Annotated in this window: 17 protein-coding genes; 16 read left to right on the top strand and 1 reads right to left on the bottom strand. The window is 64.9% G+C overall.

The window, feature by feature from the left end:
* Positions 1-233, top strand: a 233-nt coding sequence (locus tag WBQ44_RS07045; RefSeq protein ID WP_495566001.1) for a hypothetical protein, incomplete at its 5' end; no start/stop codon positions are given.
* A 116-nt stretch (positions 234-349) separates the two neighbouring features.
* Here the strand turns inward: WBQ44_RS07045 and WBQ44_RS07040 are convergent.
* Positions 350-718 carry a DUF1844 domain-containing protein gene (locus WBQ44_RS07040; protein ID WP_495566000.1) on the bottom strand — a complete coding sequence of 123 codons (369 nt, stop codon included), beginning with the start codon at positions 716-718 and terminating at the stop codon, positions 350-352.
* Between the two features lie 372 nt (positions 719-1090).
* Between WBQ44_RS07040 and infC the strand changes: the two genes are divergently transcribed.
* The 15 genes from infC to WBQ44_RS06965 all read left to right on the top strand — a co-directional run.
* Positions 1091-1771, top strand: a complete 681-nt coding sequence (infC, locus tag WBQ44_RS07035) for a translation initiation factor IF-3 (RefSeq protein ID WP_495565999.1) — start codon at positions 1091-1093, stop codon at positions 1769-1771.
* 94 nt (positions 1772-1865) lie between these two features.
* On the top strand, positions 1866-2060 hold the full coding sequence (gene rpmI / locus WBQ44_RS07030) for a 50S ribosomal protein L35 (RefSeq protein ID WP_008715923.1): 195 nt from the start codon (positions 1866-1868) through the stop codon (positions 2058-2060).
* A gap of 98 nt (positions 2061-2158) precedes the next feature.
* The gene (gene rplT / locus WBQ44_RS07025; protein ID WP_283507952.1) at positions 2159-2548 is read left to right on the top strand and encodes a 50S ribosomal protein L20; all 390 of its coding nucleotides are present in this window, start codon (positions 2159-2161) and stop codon (positions 2546-2548) included.
* A 38-nt stretch (positions 2549-2586) separates the two neighbouring features.
* Positions 2587-3393 (top strand): TrmH family RNA methyltransferase, encoded by an 807-nt coding sequence (locus tag WBQ44_RS07020; RefSeq protein ID WP_495565998.1) that lies wholly within the window; start codon positions 2587-2589, stop codon positions 3391-3393.
* Between the two features lie 71 nt (positions 3394-3464).
* On the top strand, positions 3465-4535 hold the full coding sequence (gene pheS, locus WBQ44_RS07015; protein ID WP_495565997.1) for a phenylalanine--tRNA ligase subunit alpha: 1071 nt from the start codon (positions 3465-3467) through the stop codon (positions 4533-4535).
* A gap of 52 nt (positions 4536-4587) precedes the next feature.
* The gene (gene pheT, locus WBQ44_RS07010) at positions 4588-7083 is read left to right on the top strand and encodes a phenylalanine--tRNA ligase subunit beta (RefSeq protein ID WP_495565996.1); all 2496 of its coding nucleotides are present in this window, start codon (positions 4588-4590) and stop codon (positions 7081-7083) included.
* Positions 7084-7137: 54 nt separating this feature from the next.
* A complete protein-coding gene (locus WBQ44_RS07005) occupies positions 7138-7722 on the top strand; it encodes a hypothetical protein (protein ID WP_495565995.1) in 585 nt (194 codons plus the stop codon).
* Positions 7723-7766: 44 nt separating this feature from the next.
* Complete coding sequence (gene argC, locus WBQ44_RS07000; protein WP_495565994.1) at positions 7767-8834, top strand: N-acetyl-gamma-glutamyl-phosphate reductase; 1068 nt, start codon at positions 7767-7769, stop codon at positions 8832-8834.
* Positions 8831-10057 carry a bifunctional glutamate N-acetyltransferase/amino-acid acetyltransferase ArgJ gene (argJ, locus tag WBQ44_RS06995; RefSeq protein ID WP_495565993.1) on the top strand — a complete coding sequence of 409 codons (1227 nt, stop codon included), beginning with the start codon at positions 8831-8833 and terminating at the stop codon, positions 10055-10057. The genes argC and argJ overlap by 4 nt, the downstream gene beginning before the upstream one ends.
* On the top strand, positions 10054-10956 hold the full coding sequence (gene argB / locus WBQ44_RS06990; protein WP_495565992.1) for an acetylglutamate kinase: 903 nt from the start codon (positions 10054-10056) through the stop codon (positions 10954-10956). Before argJ ends, argB begins: the two co-directional genes overlap by 4 nt.
* Positions 10953-12152, top strand: a complete 1200-nt coding sequence (locus WBQ44_RS06985; protein ID WP_495565991.1) for an acetylornithine transaminase — start codon at positions 10953-10955, stop codon at positions 12150-12152. Before argB ends, WBQ44_RS06985 begins: the two co-directional genes overlap by 4 nt.
* Before the next feature lie 2 nt (positions 12153-12154).
* Positions 12155-13090 carry an ornithine carbamoyltransferase gene (gene argF, locus WBQ44_RS06980; protein WP_495566003.1) on the top strand — a complete coding sequence of 312 codons (936 nt, stop codon included), beginning with the start codon at positions 12155-12157 and terminating at the stop codon, positions 13088-13090.
* Positions 13091-13146: 56 nt separating this feature from the next.
* Positions 13147-13707, top strand: a complete 561-nt coding sequence (locus WBQ44_RS06975) for an arginine repressor (protein ID WP_495566002.1) — start codon at positions 13147-13149, stop codon at positions 13705-13707.
* Positions 13708-13778: 71 nt separating this feature from the next.
* On the top strand, positions 13779-15005 hold the full coding sequence (locus tag WBQ44_RS06970; RefSeq protein WP_495565990.1) for an argininosuccinate synthase: 1227 nt from the start codon (positions 13779-13781) through the stop codon (positions 15003-15005).
* A partial coding sequence (locus WBQ44_RS06965; protein WP_495565989.1) for a lyase family protein occupies positions 15002-15515 on the top strand: 514 nt, incomplete at its 3' end. The genes WBQ44_RS06970 and WBQ44_RS06965, both read left to right, overlap by 4 nt.

Genomic DNA, 15515 nt, shown 5'->3' with positions numbered 1-15515 from the left:
TCGAGCACAACCTGGACGTCATCAAGGTGTCCGACTGGGTCATCGACATGGGTCCCGAGGGTGGGTCCGGCGGCGGTATGGTCGTGGCGGAGGGTGATCCGGAAGACGTTGCAGCGGTGCCCGAGAGTTACACGGGCAAGTTCTTGCAGGAGGCGTTGACGCGTGAGCCCGCCCCCGAGCCGAAGAAGGCTCCCGCGAAGAAGCGTCGGCCTCGCAAGGCCGCGGCGGTCTGACGTTCGGCCGTCCGGCAGCAGGCAGCAGATACACAACGCGCCCGGTCGGTGAGACCGGGCGCGTTGGTGTGTTCTCGTCGAGAGATTCGATGCGTGTGGGCGGAATCGCCGGTGGGTCAGTACACGGGGCCCGTGTACTTCTCGCCCGGGCCCTTGCCCGGCTCGTCAGGATGCGCGGACGTCTCGCGAAACGCCTTCTGCAGAGCCTGCAGGCCTTCGCGAATCGGACCGGCGTGCGGTCCGAGGTATTCGACGGACGCGGTGACCAGGCCGGCGAGCGCGTTGATGACGCGTCGCGCTTCGTCGAGGTCGAGGTAGGGGCTGTCCGACGGGTTCTCCTCGGACAAACCAAGCTTCTCGGCCGCCGAACTCATCAACATCACTGCGGCGCGGCTGATAACTTCGACGGCGGGGACGTCGGCGAGTTCGCGGACGTCGCCTCCATCGCCGGTTCCTTCGCTACCTTTTTCGGGGATGCTCGTCATACTGTCGAGGATGTCACGGCGGGTGTGCAGGGTGTTCTTCACCGGAGCCGATTTCTCGTCGGCGCATACGGCTGGTAGCATTCCTTCACGACCGTCTTCGACGTGTTCCTTGTTGTGAGGTGCACCGTACGGAGGCAGCAAGTGGAGCCCGACTCCCACCGGATGCGTCAGTGATGTTTCCGGTCCGGTCGCGCATCGAGCCTCACGGCTCGTTGTGCATCCTCGTACGAGGAGATCTGCACCTGTCGGTGCCGGTCGATCGGTCGACATCGGGCCCTGCGCCAGCGGAATGCTGGCGCGGGGTTTTTTCGTTGTAGGAGTTAGTTCCTCCGGCTTCGAATGTCGAAGGACGCGGGCAGGCGGGCTGTGCCAATGGCAGGCGGTCGGCTCGACCCCACATCGCACTACCTAGGAGGCCCCATCAGCACTGAGACTCGCATCAACGATCGCATCCGTGTTCCCGAGGTTCGTTTAGTTGGACCGGGCGGTGAACAGGTTGGCATCGTGCGTGTTGAAGATGCACTCCGCTTGGCTCTCGAAGCCGATCTCGATCTCGTAGAAGTGGCTCCCGACGCACGTCCGCCGGTCTGCAAGATCATGGACTACGGGAAGTTCAAGTACGAGGCAGCGCAGAAGGCGCGCGAATCGCGCAAGAATCAGACGCTCACCGTCATCAAGGAGCAGAAGCTCCGACCGAAGATCGACGCCCACGACTACGAGACCAAGAAGCGCAATGTCATTCGCTTCCTCGAGGCCGGGTCCAAGGTCAAGGTCACCATCATGTTTCGTGGTCGAGAGCAGTCCCGTCCCGAGCTCGGCTTCCGACTGCTGCAGCGTTTGGGCGCGGATGTTGCCGATCTCGGCTTTGTCGAAACTTCGGCGAAGCAGGACGGGCGCAACATGACGATGGTTCTGGCGCCGCACAAGGGTGCCAAGACACGCGTCAAGGCGCAGGAGAGCGCAGCGGCTCCGCCCGCACAGCGTGCGCCGGCTCCGGTAGCAGAGCCTGCTGCGGGAGACACGCCGGCGGCGGCATCGCCCCCGAGCAGCTGATCCACAGCAATACCAGTAAGACAACGGCGCCCGATGCAATCCGGGCGTAGTTGTGCCGAGCAAGACCGAAGAGCACTACAGAAACTGAGGAACGATGCCCAAGCAGAAGACCCACAGTGGCGCCAAGAAGCGATTCAAGGTGTCCGGCAGCGGCAAGATCCTGCGCCAGAAGGCCGGCCGTCGCCACCTGCTGGAGCACAAGCCCACCAAGGTGACCCGTCGTCTCGACGGCGTCGCAGTTGTCAAGAAGGCCGATGTGCCGCGGATCAAGCGCCTGCTCGGCATCTGATCTGGACTTCCTTGCCGACCCGGCTTCGTAAGCGGTCGTGGTCGACTTCCCATTACCATTCGGGGTTCTAGAAGCCCCCAGATCGACAGGATTTACCAGTGGCACGCGTAAAAAGGGCGGTCAACGCCCAGAAGAAGCGCCGTTCGATTCTCGAAGCGTCCAAGGGCTACCGCGGACAGCGCTCACGTCTGTACACCAAGGCCAAGGAGCAGCAGCTCCACTCGCTCACCTACGCATACCGCGACCGCAAGGCGCGCAAGGGTGACTTCCGCAAGCTGTGGATCACGCGTATCAACGCTGCAGCTCGGGCCAACGACATCACGTACAACCGCTTCGTCCAGGGCCTGAAGGCCGCGGGCGTCGAGGTCGACCGCAAAATCCTCGCCGAGCTCGCTGTGTCGGACATCGCGGCTTTCGCCGGACTGGTTGCCATCGCCAAGGCTGCTCTGCCCGCCGACGTCAATGCTCCTGCCGGAGAAGCAGCCTGAGCAATCAGGCGCACGACGATCTCGATCCGAAACGACCCGTGGACACGCTCACCGAGCGAACCCCACGGGTCGTTTCGGCTGTCAAGCTCCTTCGTGCGGCAGAGCGCCGTAAGGTCGGCCGATTCCTGGCCGAAGGGTCAAACTCGGTCGGCGAGGCAATCGGCACGGGCGTCGCCGTCGAGGTGTTCTTCCGTGAGGACTCGGAGGAACGCAACCGCCGGCTCATCGACCTGGCGCGCACATCGGGCGTGCCTGTTCATGGCATCACCGAGCGAGCTGCGAAGGCGCTTTCGGAGACGGTGACACCGCCGGGAATCGTTGCGGTCTGTACCACCGTCGATGTTCCGTTCGCAGATGCGGTGACGGTGGGTGCCCGGCTCGTGGCGGTACCGGTCGAGGTTTCCGAGCCCGGCAACGCAGGAACGGTCATCCGGGTCGCGGACGCAATGGGAGCGGACTCCGTCGTGCTTCTCGGCGACGCGGTGGATCCGCACAACGGCAAATGCGTGCGTGCGTCGGCCGGCAGTGTGTTTCATCTCCCCATCGCTCGCGAGAGGTCGGTGGAATCCGGAATCGCTGCACTCCGCGCAGCTGGTCTGACCATCCTCGCGACCGCCGCTGACGGCGAGGTGAGCCTCGATGATGCGGACGAGTTACTCGGCGGGCCTACCGCATGGTTGTTCGGCAACGAGGCACACGGTCTCGACCCGGCTGTCGCCGCGTCGGCGGACCATCGAGTGTCCATCCAAATCCGGGGGCGTGCCGAAAGCCTGAACCTTGCGACCGCAGCCGCAATCTGCCTGCACGCCAGTGCGAGGGCACAACACAGGTCCCCACGCGGGTGACGTGAGCTCTCGCCTAGGATCGCGGGTGGTCTTCACGCGCATAAAAACACCATCAAGGAGTTGCACATCTCGTGGCGAAGAAAGAAGGCGTCGACGCCCAGCCAGTCGATCCGAGCGTGCTCGAGCCGTCTGCGCTCGACGCCGCGGCCGACGCAGCGGAGTCGGCGTTCGCTGCCGCCCGTGATCTGGACGACCTGACGTCGGTGAAGATCGAGCACATCGGCAACCGCGCACCCCTTGCTCTCGCACAACGCGCCCTGGGCTCGATCCCGGGCGATCAGAAGGCCGACGCAGGCAAACGGGTCAAGTTGGCTCGCGACCGCGTCCAGCAAGCTTTCGATGCACGCCGCCAGGTGCTGCTCGCCGAGCGTGACGAAGCCATTCTCGTGGCCGAGACGATCGACGTGACCCTCCCGTCGAACCGTCGCCCCATCGGTGCGCGTCATCCGATCACGATCATCGCCGACCAGGTCGCCGATGTCTTCGTTGCAATGGGATGGGAGGTCGAGGAAGGTCCTGAGGTCGAAACCGAACACTTCAACTTCGATGCTCTCAACTTCCTGCCGGACCACCCAGCGCGCACGATGCAGGACACCTTCCACATTGCACCGGAAGGTTCACGACAGGTGCTGCGCACACACACATCACCGGTGCAGGTTCGTTCGATGCTCTCGCGCGAGGTTCCCATCTACATCGTCTGCCCGGGGCGAACGTTCCGCACCGACGAGTTGGATTCGACCCACACGCCGGTGTTCCATCAGGTCGAAGGGCTCGCCATCGACAAGGGGCTGACGATGGCGAATCTGCGTGGGACGCTCGACGCGTTCGCTCGCGCGCTCTTCGGGGAGGACACGGTGACGCGCATGCGACCGAACTACTTCCCGTTCACCGAGCCCTCGGCCGAGGTCGACGTCTGGTTCCCGAAGAAGAAGGGCGGGCCGGGCTGGGTCGAGTGGGGTGGCTGCGGAATGGTCAACCCGAAGGTGCTGCGCGCCAGCGGGATCGACCCCGAGGTGTACTCCGGTTTTGCCTTCGGGATGGGTCTCGAACGAACGCTGCAGTTCCGCAACGATATTCCGGACATGAGGGACATCGTGGAGGGCGACATTCGATTCACGTTGCCCTTCGGCGTAGGCGCCTGACCGACCGGACGTCTCATTCGTTTTTCGACACGTAGAAAGAGCTGACACCGACGTGCGAGTTCCACAATCCTGGCTGACCGAGGTCCTGCAGCGCACGGCGCCGCAGTGGAAGGTGACACCCGAGGAGCTCGACGAGGGTTTCGTGCGGGTCGGATTCGAGGTGGAGGAACTCGACTCGCTCGATCGGGTCACCGGTCCGCTGGTCGTGGGTCGCGTCTCGACGATCACCGAACTGACCGAGTTCAAGAAGCCGATCAGGTTCTGTCTGGTCGACGTCGGCAACGACGAGCCGCAGGAGATCGTTTGCGGCGCAAGGAATTTCGCCGAAGGCGATCTGATCGTCGCAGCGCTGCCCGGAAGTGTTCTGCCCGGCGATTTCGCGATAGCTGCGCGCGAGACGTACGGCAAGACATCCAACGGCATGATCTGCTCGACGCTGGAACTCGGGCTCGGGCGCGACCACGCGGGCATCCTGGTGCTTCCTGCGGGAACGGCCGAACCCGGCGCCGACGCGAAGGCCGTGTTGGGTCTCGACGATTCGGTCATCGAACTCAACGTGACGCCGGATCGCGGCTATGCGTTCTCGGTGCGCGGTCTTGCTCGCGAATTAGCGAGCAGTTTCGACCTCGAGTTCGCCGACCCGGCGGTCGGCCCGGGCAATTCGGAAGCGGCATCCGCGGGTGAGGCATGGCCTGCGCGGGTTGAGCCGGAATCGGGGGCAACCCGCTTCGCGCTGCGCAAGGTCAGAGGCATCGATCCGACTGCCGTCACTCCGTGGTGGTTGCAGCGACGCCTTCTCTTGGCCGGTATCCGTCCGATCTCCGCTGCCGTCGACGTCACCAACTATGTTCTGCACGAGCTCGGCCAGCCGCTACACGCGTTCGATGCGAACAAGCTCGACGGAGGAATAGTCGTGCGGCGCGCGAGGGCCGGGGAGAAGCTGACGACCCTGGACGGCGTCGAGCGAACCCTGGACGCCGAGGATGTGGTGATCGCCGACAATTCCGGCGCGATCTCTCTCGCCGGCGTGATGGGCGGCGCGTCCACGGAAGTCGGTGACGGCACCGTCGATGTCATCCTCGAAGCCGCGACCTTCGATCCCTTGGCGGTGTTCCGAACCGGGCGCCGACACAAGCTGTCGAGCGAGGCGAGCAAACGTTTCGAGCGGACGGTGGATTCGGCACTGCCGGTCGCTGCTCTGGAGCGGGCAGCTCGGTTGCTCGTCGAGATCGCCGGCGGGCAGGTCGAGCCGCTTGACACCGATGTCGGTCGACCCCACGCCTTCGACCCGGTGCGAATGGACATCGACCTGCCCGACCGCATCGCTGGGGTTGCCTACGGCAACGGCGTCGCGGCTCATCGACTCACTCAGATCGGGTGCGATGTCGAGGTGGGTGTCAGCGAATCGGGCCACGGCGAATTGATCGTCTCTCCGCCGACCTGGCGCCCCGACCTGCAGCAGCCCGCCGACCTGGTCGAAGAAGTTCTGCGCCTCGAAGGCCTGGAGAAGATCCCGTCGATTCTCCCGTCGGCTCCGGCCGGTCGCGGGCTCACGGCGGCCCAGAAGCGTAAGCGAGCCGTCGGAAAGTCGTTGGCATTCGTTGGCTACGTCGAGGTCCTCCCGACTGTCTTCCTTCCCACGGGGGTCTTCGACACCTGGGGGTTGCCCGCGGACGATGTTCGCCGCCGCACTACGTCCGTACTGAACCCGCTCGAAGCGGATCGCCCCGAACTGGCAACAACCATTCTTCCGGGGCTGCTCGAGATTCTTGCTCGCAACGTCGCACGTGGGCAGCGTGACCTGTCGCTGTTCGGGATCGCGCAGGTTGTCCGGCCGGGCGACGACACGGTCGCCGTAGATGCGATCGCCGTGCACACGCGTCCGACCGATGAGGAGATCGCCCGGCTTCGGGCATCGTTGCCGCATCAGCCGGTGTATGTAGGTGCGGTGCTGACCGGTCATCGGGAGCCGTCCGGCCCTTGGGGTCAGGGCCGAGCTGCCGACGCATCGGATGCGTTCGACGCCGCCCGCACCATGGCGGTCGCCGCGGGTGTGGACGTCGAATTCCGTGCGGCACAATACTTGCCGTGGCATCCGGGCCGCTGCGCCGAGCTGCTGGTCGACGGCGTCGTCGTCGGGCACGCAGGTGAATTGCACCCGGCAGTCCTCGAGCGCGCCCAGCTGCCTGCTCGCACCTGCGCGGTCGAACTCGATCTCGATGCGCTGCCCATCGTCGAATCCCTTCCGGCTCCTGTCGTGTCGCCGTTCCCGGCCGTACTGCAGGACGTGGCCGTGGTCGTCGACAAGTCGGTGCCGGCGGCGGCCGTAGAAGGAGCTTTGACGTCCGGGGCGGGCGAGCTACTCGAGAGTATCCGTCTGTTCGACGTGTTCGAAGGCGAGCAGGTCGGGAAGAACCGCAAGTCCTTGGCTTTCTCGCTGGTGTTCCGCGGTTCCGAAGGCACGTTGACCGAGGCTCAGGCAACCGAGGCGCGTGACGCTGCGGTGGCTGCTGCGCGAGCTGCCGTGGGTGCGGAACTCCGCGGCTGACGGTAGGCGTCGAACCCCTGCCTCGTTGTCGCCCACTTCCGTAGCGTGGAGCCCATGAGTACATACAGCTCGGACGAACGGCCGGATGTCGACATCCTGCGCGAGGTGCTCGGCGCGGTAGGGGGACGTCCCGCGCTGGCTCCGGTCCGCGCGGCAGCATCGGCATTGCTGGCCGAGATGAACACAGCAGGTGCGGGGGAGTCGCCGTCCGCAGTGCCGCCCGGTGAGGTGCCCGACCTCGATGTGCCGCATGTGCCGCATGTGACGCGACCACGCGTTGACCAGCCGTTGGGGGATCCTCCGCTCGGCAGCGTTCCGGGCGATCCATCGCTCGGCATCGTCGATGCCGAGTTCGTCGACGCAGAACTGGTCGACAACCGGATTGACGGTGCTATCGGCGGTGGATTGAGCTCCGGTAATACCGGCAGCGAGTCTCCGACAGGCTTCACCGACGGTGGTGTGCCCACGTGGGACGCTGTTCGCGAGCGTGTGGAGAACCGGACGACCACTGCGATGGGCCGGGAGGAACTCGATCACGGAACACCGGCGGGTCGTACGCTGGACGAACAGTGGAACGAACGGGAAGCCGCCGGCCGGGCGAAGCTCGACGAAATCAGGCGAGCCATGAAGGATCGGTGACCCCGGTTCATGTATGAATTTGCATCGTCGTGCATAATCAATCCATGAACGCATCGACTGACGACGTGGACTCGTCTCCATTGCGGATTGCCGTGGCCGGAGCAAGTGGGTACGCCGGTGGCGAGATCCTGCGATTGCTGCTCGGGCACCCGGGTGTGCTGTCGGGGCGATTGGTCATCGGATCTCTCACGGCAGGGGGCAATGCCGGCGCGACGCTCGGTGAGTTTCATCCGCATCTGTTGCCCCTCGCGGATCGCGTTCTGGCGGAGACGACGGTGAACGAACTCGCCGGTCACGACGTTGTGTTCCTCGGCCTCCCACACGGGAAGTCGGGCGAGATCGCGGCCCAGTTGCCCGAATCTGTGGTCATCATCGATTGTGGTGCCGACTTCCGGTTGTCCGATGGCGCTGCGTGGGAAAAGTATTACCAGTCTCCGCACGCGGGAACCTGGCCGTACGGTCTGCCGGAACTGCCCGGATTGCGTGAGAAGTTGGTGGGTGCCACGCGCATCGCCGTACCCGGTTGTTACCCGACGGTGTCGAGCCTCGCGCTCGCTCCTGCGGTCGCGGCGGGCGTCATCGAGCCGCGGGTCAGTGTGGTGGCGGTCAGCGGTGCGTCCGGAGCCGGGCGGGCGCCGAAAGCGGACCTGCTCGGTGCAGAGGTCATGGGTTCGGTGCGTGCCTACGGTATAGCGGGGGCGCATCGGCACAATCCGGAAATCGTGCAGAACTTGTCGGCGCTGTCGCCGGAGCCGGTGACTGTTTCCTTCACCCCCGTCTTGGCTCCGATGCCGCGCGGAATACTCGCGACGTGCAGTGCGGTCACAACGGCTACGCAGGAGCAGGCGACCGAGGTGTACGAAAAGGCATATGCGGCCGAGCCGTTCGTGCACGTGCTCCCTGCGGGCAGGCTTCCGCAGACGGGTGCCGTCATGGGTTCCAACGCCGTACAGATCAGTGTGTCCGTCGACACCGACGCCGGCTTGCTCGTTGTCATCGCGGCGATGGACAACCTGACGAAGGGCACCGCGGGAGGCGCGGTGCAATCGATGAATCTCGCACTGGGCATTCCCGAGACGGATGGTCTTTCTACAGTAGGAGTGGCGCCGTGAGCAGCTCGACCGAGACGCAGTCGCACGCGGGCAAACTGGTTCGCACGCAGGGTGTCACAGCCCCCGCCGGGTTCCGCGGGGCCGGTATCGCGGCCGGTATCAAGGCGAGCGGCAAGCCTGATCTCGCGTTGGTGTTCAACGAGGGACCCGACACCGCCGCCGCAGGTGTGTTCACTCGCAACAAGGTCAAAGCTGCTCCGGTGTTGTGGTCGCAGCAGGTGCTGAGCACCGGTGCGCTGCGTGCGGTCGTGCTCAACTCGGGCGGCGCCAATGCCTGCACGGGAGCGGGCGGATTTCAGGACACCCACCGCACCGCCGAGGAAGTGGCGAATGTGCTCAGCAACTGGGGCACCGAGACCGGAGCGGTGGAGGTTGCGGTGTGTTCGACCGGATTGATCGGCGACCGGTTGCCGATGGACAAGCTCATCGCCGGGGTCACCGAGGTGGTGCACGAACTCGCCGGCGGGATCTCGGGCGGCACCGACGCCGCGTACGCGATCATGACGACCGACACGGTGCCCAAGCAGGCTGCCTTCCACCACGTCGACAAATGGAATGTCGGCGGAATGGCGAAGGGTGCGGGCATGCTCGCTCCGTCGCTTGCCACGATGCTCAGCGTCCTGACTACCGATGCGGTGGCGACCGCAGAACAGTTGGACATCGCACTGCGCAATGCAACTCGCCTGTCCTACGACCGTCTCGACGTCGACGGTGCCACGTCCACCAACGACACCGTGTTGTTGCTCGCCTCGGGCGCGAGCGGCGTGCAGCCAACCCAGGAGGAGTTGGACGCAGCCGTTCTCGCTGTGTGCGACGACCTCGCGGATCAGATGATGGCCGACGCCGAGGGTGTTACAAAACGAGTCCGTGTCACGGTGTCGGGTGCTGTTTCCGAGGACGACGCCCTGATCGGTGCACGCACCGTTGCCCGGGACAGCCTCGTCAAGACCGCACTGTTCGGCTCGGACCCGAACTGGGGCCGGGTATTGGCGGCCATCGGTATCGCGCCGATCGAGCTGGACCCCGATCGAATTGCAGTGTCCTTCAACGGAAGTCCGGTGTGCATCGACGGGGTCGGTACTCCGGGTGCTCGCGATGTGGACCTGTCCGGTGAAGACATCGCGGTGACGATCGATCTCGGCTTGGGCGACGCGTCCGTATCCATTCGTACGACCGACCTGTCGCACGCCTATGTCGAAGAGAACTCGGCGTACTCGTCGTGACGGCATTGAATCTGACGGCCTCGCAGAAGGCGATCACCCTTGCCGGCGCGCTGCCGTGGTTGCAGAAATTCAACGACAAGGTAATCGTGGTCAAGTACGGCGGAAACGCCATGATCGACGACGAACTGAAGCGGGCGTTCGCCGCCGACATGGTGTTTCTCCGGACCGTGGGACTTCATCCGGTCGTGGTGCACGGCGGTGGACCACAAATCACCGCGATGCTCTCGCGGCTCGGCATGACCGGCGAGTTCCGCGGCGGCTTCCGCGTCACGACGCCCGAGGTCATGGATGTGGTCCGCATGGTGCTGTTCGGTCAGGTCGGCCGCGAACTCGTCGGCTTGATCAACAGTCACGGCCCGTATGCCGTCGGCATCTCGGGGGAGGACGCGCACCTGTTCACCGCGTCGAAGCGGTCCGTGATGGTCGACGGGGTGTCCACGGACATCGGCTTGGTCGGCGACGTCACGTCGGTCAACCCGGACGCGGTGCTCGATCTCATCGGCGCTGGGCGCATTCCCGTGGTGTCCACCATCGCTCCCGATGCGGACGGTGTGGTGCACAACATCAACGCCGACACCGCCGCTGCTGCGCTGGCCGAGGCAATCGGTGCCGAGAAACTTGTCGTGCTCACCGACGTCGAAGGCCTGTACACCGATTGGCCGGACCGATCGTCACTCACCTCGAGCATCGACGTCGATACTCTCACCGCGCTGCTTCCCGCACTGGACGCAGGCATGGTGCCCAAGATGGAAGCATGCCTCCGCGCAATTCAGGGCGGCGTACCTTCCGCCCACGTCATCGATGGCCGTATACCGCATTCCGTTCTGGTGGAGCTGTTCACCGGTGAGGGAATCGGCACGATGGTGCGGCCCAACACGGAAGCAGGAATCGAACAATGAGCGAGCACGCCTCCACTGTCGACCTCCAGGCTCGGTGGTCGAATTCTCTGATGGACAATTACGGTGTCCCGCGGGTGGCGCTGGTGCGCGGCGAGGGTTCAGTTGTCACCGATGCGGACGGGAAGCAGTATCTCGATCTTCTGGCCGGCATCGCCGTCAACATTCTCGGCCACGCCCATCCTGCGGTGATCGAGGCCGTGACGCGGCAGCTGTCCACGCTGGGGCACACGTCGAATTTGTACGCGACGGAACCGGGCATCGCGTTGGCCGAGCAGCTCCTGTCTCATCTCGGGGCCAGCGTGCACGGCCGCGTCTTTCTCTGCAATTCCGGCACGGAAGCCAACGAGGCCGCGTTCAAGATCGCTCGGTTGACGGGTCGGCCCAACATCATCGCCGCCGAAAACGCGTTCCACGGCCGCACGATGGGAGCTCTGGCGCTCACCGGCCAGTCGGCCAAGAGGGCACCGTTCGAGCCGATGCCTGCGGGCGTACAGCACATCCCGTACGGCGACGTGGCTGCGCTCGAGGCTGCGGTGGATTCCGAGACCGCGGCAGTGTTCCTCGAGCCCATCATGGGCGAGGGCGGAGTGGTCGTGCCGCCCGAGGGGTATCTTCTGGCCGCACGTGAGATCACTGCGCGGCATGGCGCACTGCTCATTCTCGACGAGGTGCAGACAGGTATCGGCCGCACCGGATGGTTCTACGCTCACCAGGCCGTCGGCATCGTGCCCGATGTCATCACTCTCGCCAAGGGACTGGGCGGAGGGCTTCCGATCGGTGCGTGCATCGGTATCGGTGAGGCCGGTGCCCTGATGCATCCGGGTAAGCACGGCACCACGTTCGGAGGGAATCCGGTGTGTGCATCGGCGGCGCTCGCTGTGCTCCGAACCCTGGCGGACGACGACCTCATTTCGCACGCCGATCGGCTCGGCAAAGTCATCACGCACTCCATCGAAGAACTCAATCACCCGCTGATCGACCACGTTCGCGGCTCGGGTCTGCTGTTGGGTGTTGTTCTCACCAAGGCCGTCGCTGCGGCAGCAGAGTCGGCCGCGCGCGACGCCGGGTTCCTCATCAATGCAGCACAACCCGACGTTCTGCGGTTGGCACCGCCGCTCGTCTTGACGGAGGAGCAGGCCGCCTCGTTCGTCGCAGCACTGCCCGCCATTCTCGACACAGCAGACGAAACGGAATAATGATGGCTCTCCAACATTTCCTGCGCGACGACGATCTGACTCCACAGCAACAGGGAGAAGTTCTCGCTCTCGCAGCCGAACTCAAGCGTGCACCGTTTTCTCAGCGACCTCTCGAAGGTCCCCAGGGTGTCGGAGTCATCTTCGAGAAGAACTCCACGCGCACCCGGTTCTCCTTCGAGATCGGTATCGCGCAACTCGGGGGCCACGCTGTCGTCGTCGACGGACAGAGCACGCAGCTCGGTCGCGAGGAGACGTTGCAAGACACCGGCCGCGTGCTCTCGCGGTACGTCGAAGCCGTCGTGTGGCGCACGTTCGGGCAGAAGCGGCTCGAACAAATGGCCACGGGTGCGACCGTGCCGATCGTCAACGCGTTGTCCAACGAGTTCCACCCGTGTCAGGTGCTGGCCGACCTCCAGACCTTGGCGGAGCGCAAAGGCACCCTGAAGGGCTTGAAGCTCGCGTACTTCGGAGACGGTGCCAACAATATGGCGCACTCGCTGCTCATCGGTGGCGTGACGGCTGGCATCGACGTCACCATCGCTGCGCCGAAGGTATTCGCTCCGCTCGGGTTCGTCCTGGACGCCGCGAGGGCGCGCGCCGAGGAGACCGGAGCGAGCATCGAGATCACGGACGACGCCCACGAGGCTGCTTCGGGCGCCGACGCCCTCGTCACCGACACGTGGACGTCGATGGGGCAGGAGAACGACGGTCTCGACCGTGTCGCCCCCTTCCGGCCGTACCGGATCGATACCGAGCTGCTGTCCAAGGCGAAGCCCGATGCAGTTGTTCTGCATTGCCTTCCGGCTCACCGCGGCGAAGAGATCACCGACGAGGTGCTCGATGGGCCGAACAGTGTTGTCTGGGACGAGGCGGAAAATCGCCTGCACGCCCAGAAGGCGCTGCTCGTCTGGCTGATCGAGCAGGCACGACGACCGTGAACGAGGAGGTGTCCTCGGCGTGTTCCGGGAGCACACCGCCGGTGTCCCCCATGGACATGCCGTCGGTGCCTCCGGACGGCCTGCCGTCGATTCCGTCGGACGGCCTCCCTTCGATTCCGTCGGCACCACAGACGGCGTCCACGCGCGCGGGAAGGCAGGCTCGTATCATTTCGCTGCTGTCCACTCATCAGGTGCGCAGTCAACCGGAGCTGGCCACATTGCTCGCCCTCGAGGGAATCGATGTCACCCAGGCGACTCTGTCGCGTGATCTCGACGAACTGGGGGCGGTCAAGCTCCGCGCAGCCGACGGCGGAGCCGGGGTCTACATCGTTCCCGAGGACGGCAGCCCGGTGCGCGGCGTCAACGGCGGGACCGGCAGGTTGACGCGGCTGCTGAGCGATCTCCTCGTATCCACCGACGCCAGTGGCAACCAAGCTGTACTGCGGACCCCTCCCGGCGCGGCGCACTACCTGGCGAGCGCGCTCGACCGGGCGTCGCTGAAGGACATAGTGGGAACCGTCGCCGGAGATGACACCATTCTGGTGATCGCCCGCGAGCCGCTCACCGGCAGCGAACTCGCGGCCAAGATAGAGAAACTCGCCAAACGTCAAGAATGATCGCGCTCGTTCGAACGAGAGCGAAAAGGGCGAGAACCAATGCGCAGCAACCATCGAGGAGTACACACACCATGGCCGAACGCGTCGTCCTCGCCTACTCGGGCGGACTGGACACTTCCGTTGCCATCAGTTGGATCGGTAAGGAGACCGGCAAGGAGGTCGTCGCCGTTGCCATCGACCTCGGTCAGGGCGGCGAGGACATGGAGGTGGTGCGGCAGCGTGCACTCGATTGCGGGGCAGTGGAATCCGTGGTCGTCGACGCTCGCGACGAGTTCGCCGAAGATTACTGCTTGCCGACTATTCGCAACAACGCGCTCTACATGGATCGGTACCCGCTGGTGTCGGCGATCAGCCGGCCGCTGATCGTCAAGCATCTCGTCGACGCTGCGCGCTCACACGGCGGCACGGTCGTCGCTCACGGTTGCACCGGCAAGGGCAACGATCAGGTGCGGTTCGAGGTCGGCTTCAACACGCTCGCGCCCGAACTCGACGTGCTCGCACCCGTCCGTGACTACGCCTGGACACGGGAGAAGGCGATCGCGTTCGCCGAGGAGAACGCCATTCCGATCAACGTCAGCAAGAAGTCCCCGTTCTCGATCGACCAGAACGTGTGGGGGCGCGCCGTCGAGACCGGCTTCCTCGAAGATCTGTGGAATGCGCCGACCAAAGATGTCTATGACTACACCCAGGATCCGAGCGCCAACTGGACTGCTCCCGACGAGTTGATCATCGGCTTCGACAAGGGGTGCCCCGTCAGCATCGACGGTCGGCCGGTCTCGGTGCTCGAGGCCATTCAGGAACTCAACACCCGGGCCGGAGCGCAGGGTGTCGGCAGGCTCGATGTGGTCGAGGATCGTCTTGTCGGAATCAAGAGTCGTGAGATCTACGAGGCGCCCGGTGCGATGGTGCTCATCCGCGCGCACGAGGAGCTCGAACACGTCACTCTCGAGCGCGAACTCGGTCGGTACAAGCGGCACACGGACCAGAAGTGGGCCGAGTTGGTCTACGACGGCCTGTGGTATTCGCCCCTCAAGGGTGCGCTCGACACCTTTACCGACCACACCCAGGAACACGTGACGGGCGAGATCCGCCTCGCGCTACACGCCGGCTCGATCAGCGTCAACGGGCGCCGCAGCGGGAAATCGCTCTACGACTTCAACCTGGCAACGTACGACGAGGGTGACACGTTCGACCAGTCGTCCGCCAAGGGTTTCGTTCAGCTGCACGGTCTTTCGTCCAAGATCGCCGCGCAGCGCGGCAGAGGCGCCCTTCCGGCGCAGACAGGTGCGATCGAATGAGTCAGAAGACCAACGAGGGTTCGCTGTGGGGCGGACGTTTCGCGTCCGGACCCGCAGAGGCGATGGCAGCGCTCAGCAAGTCGACACACTTCGACTGGGTTCTCGCGCCCTACGACATCAGGGCGTCGATGGCCCACGCCAGGGTTCTCGCAGGTGCGGGGTTGCTCACCGAAGCGGACCTGTCCACCATGCTCGACGGTCTGCATCGCCTCGCCGCCGACGTAGCCTCGGGTGATTTCTCCGCCGCCGAGTCGGACGAAGACGTGCACGGCGCGCTCGAACGCGGGCTGATCGATCGCGTCGGCCCGGAGGTGGGCGGACGGCTGCGCGCGGGCCGGTCGCGCAACGACCAGGTTGCGACGCTGTTCCGAATGTGGCTTCGCGACGCTGTGCGGCGGGTGTCGGCGGGTGTTCTCGACGTCGTCGACGCTCTTGCTTCGCAGGCTGCCGCGCACCCCGCTGCGGTCATGCCCGGAAAGACTCATTCGCAGGCTGCGCAGCCGGTGCTCC

It is taken from the genome of Rhodococcus sp. (in: high G+C Gram-positive bacteria) (assembly GCF_049591685.1).
In the GTDB taxonomy this organism is placed as follows: Bacteria; Actinomycetota; Actinomycetes; order Mycobacteriales; family Mycobacteriaceae; genus Rhodococcoides.
The sequence above is the reverse complement of the archived record's forward strand: the minus strand, read 5'-3'. Positions and strand labels throughout refer to the sequence as shown.

Excerpts from the sequence above, each read along its gene's own strand:
- WBQ44_RS07040 (WP_495566000.1), bottom strand. The coding sequence starts at position 718 with ATGACGAGCATCCCCGAAAAAGGTAGCGAAGGAACCGGCGATGGAGGC.
- infC (WP_495565999.1), top strand. The coding sequence starts at position 1,091 with ATGGCAGGCGGTCGGCTCGACCCCACATCGCACTACCTAGGAGGCCCC.
- rpmI (WP_008715923.1), top strand. The coding sequence starts at position 1,866 with ATGCCCAAGCAGAAGACCCACAGTGGCGCCAAGAAGCGATTCAAGGTG.
- WBQ44_RS07005 (WP_495565995.1), top strand. The coding sequence starts at position 7,138 with ATGAGTACATACAGCTCGGACGAACGGCCGGATGTCGACATCCTGCGC.
- argC (WP_495565994.1), top strand. The coding sequence starts at position 7,767 with ATGAACGCATCGACTGACGACGTGGACTCGTCTCCATTGCGGATTGCC.
- WBQ44_RS06985 (WP_495565991.1), top strand. The coding sequence starts at position 10,953 with ATGAGCGAGCACGCCTCCACTGTCGACCTCCAGGCTCGGTGGTCGAAT.
- argF (WP_495566003.1), top strand. The coding sequence starts at position 12,155 with ATGGCTCTCCAACATTTCCTGCGCGACGACGATCTGACTCCACAGCAA.
- WBQ44_RS06975 (WP_495566002.1), top strand. The coding sequence starts at position 13,147 with ATGCCGTCGGTGCCTCCGGACGGCCTGCCGTCGATTCCGTCGGACGGC.
- WBQ44_RS06970 (WP_495565990.1), top strand. The coding sequence starts at position 13,779 with ATGGCCGAACGCGTCGTCCTCGCCTACTCGGGCGGACTGGACACTTCC.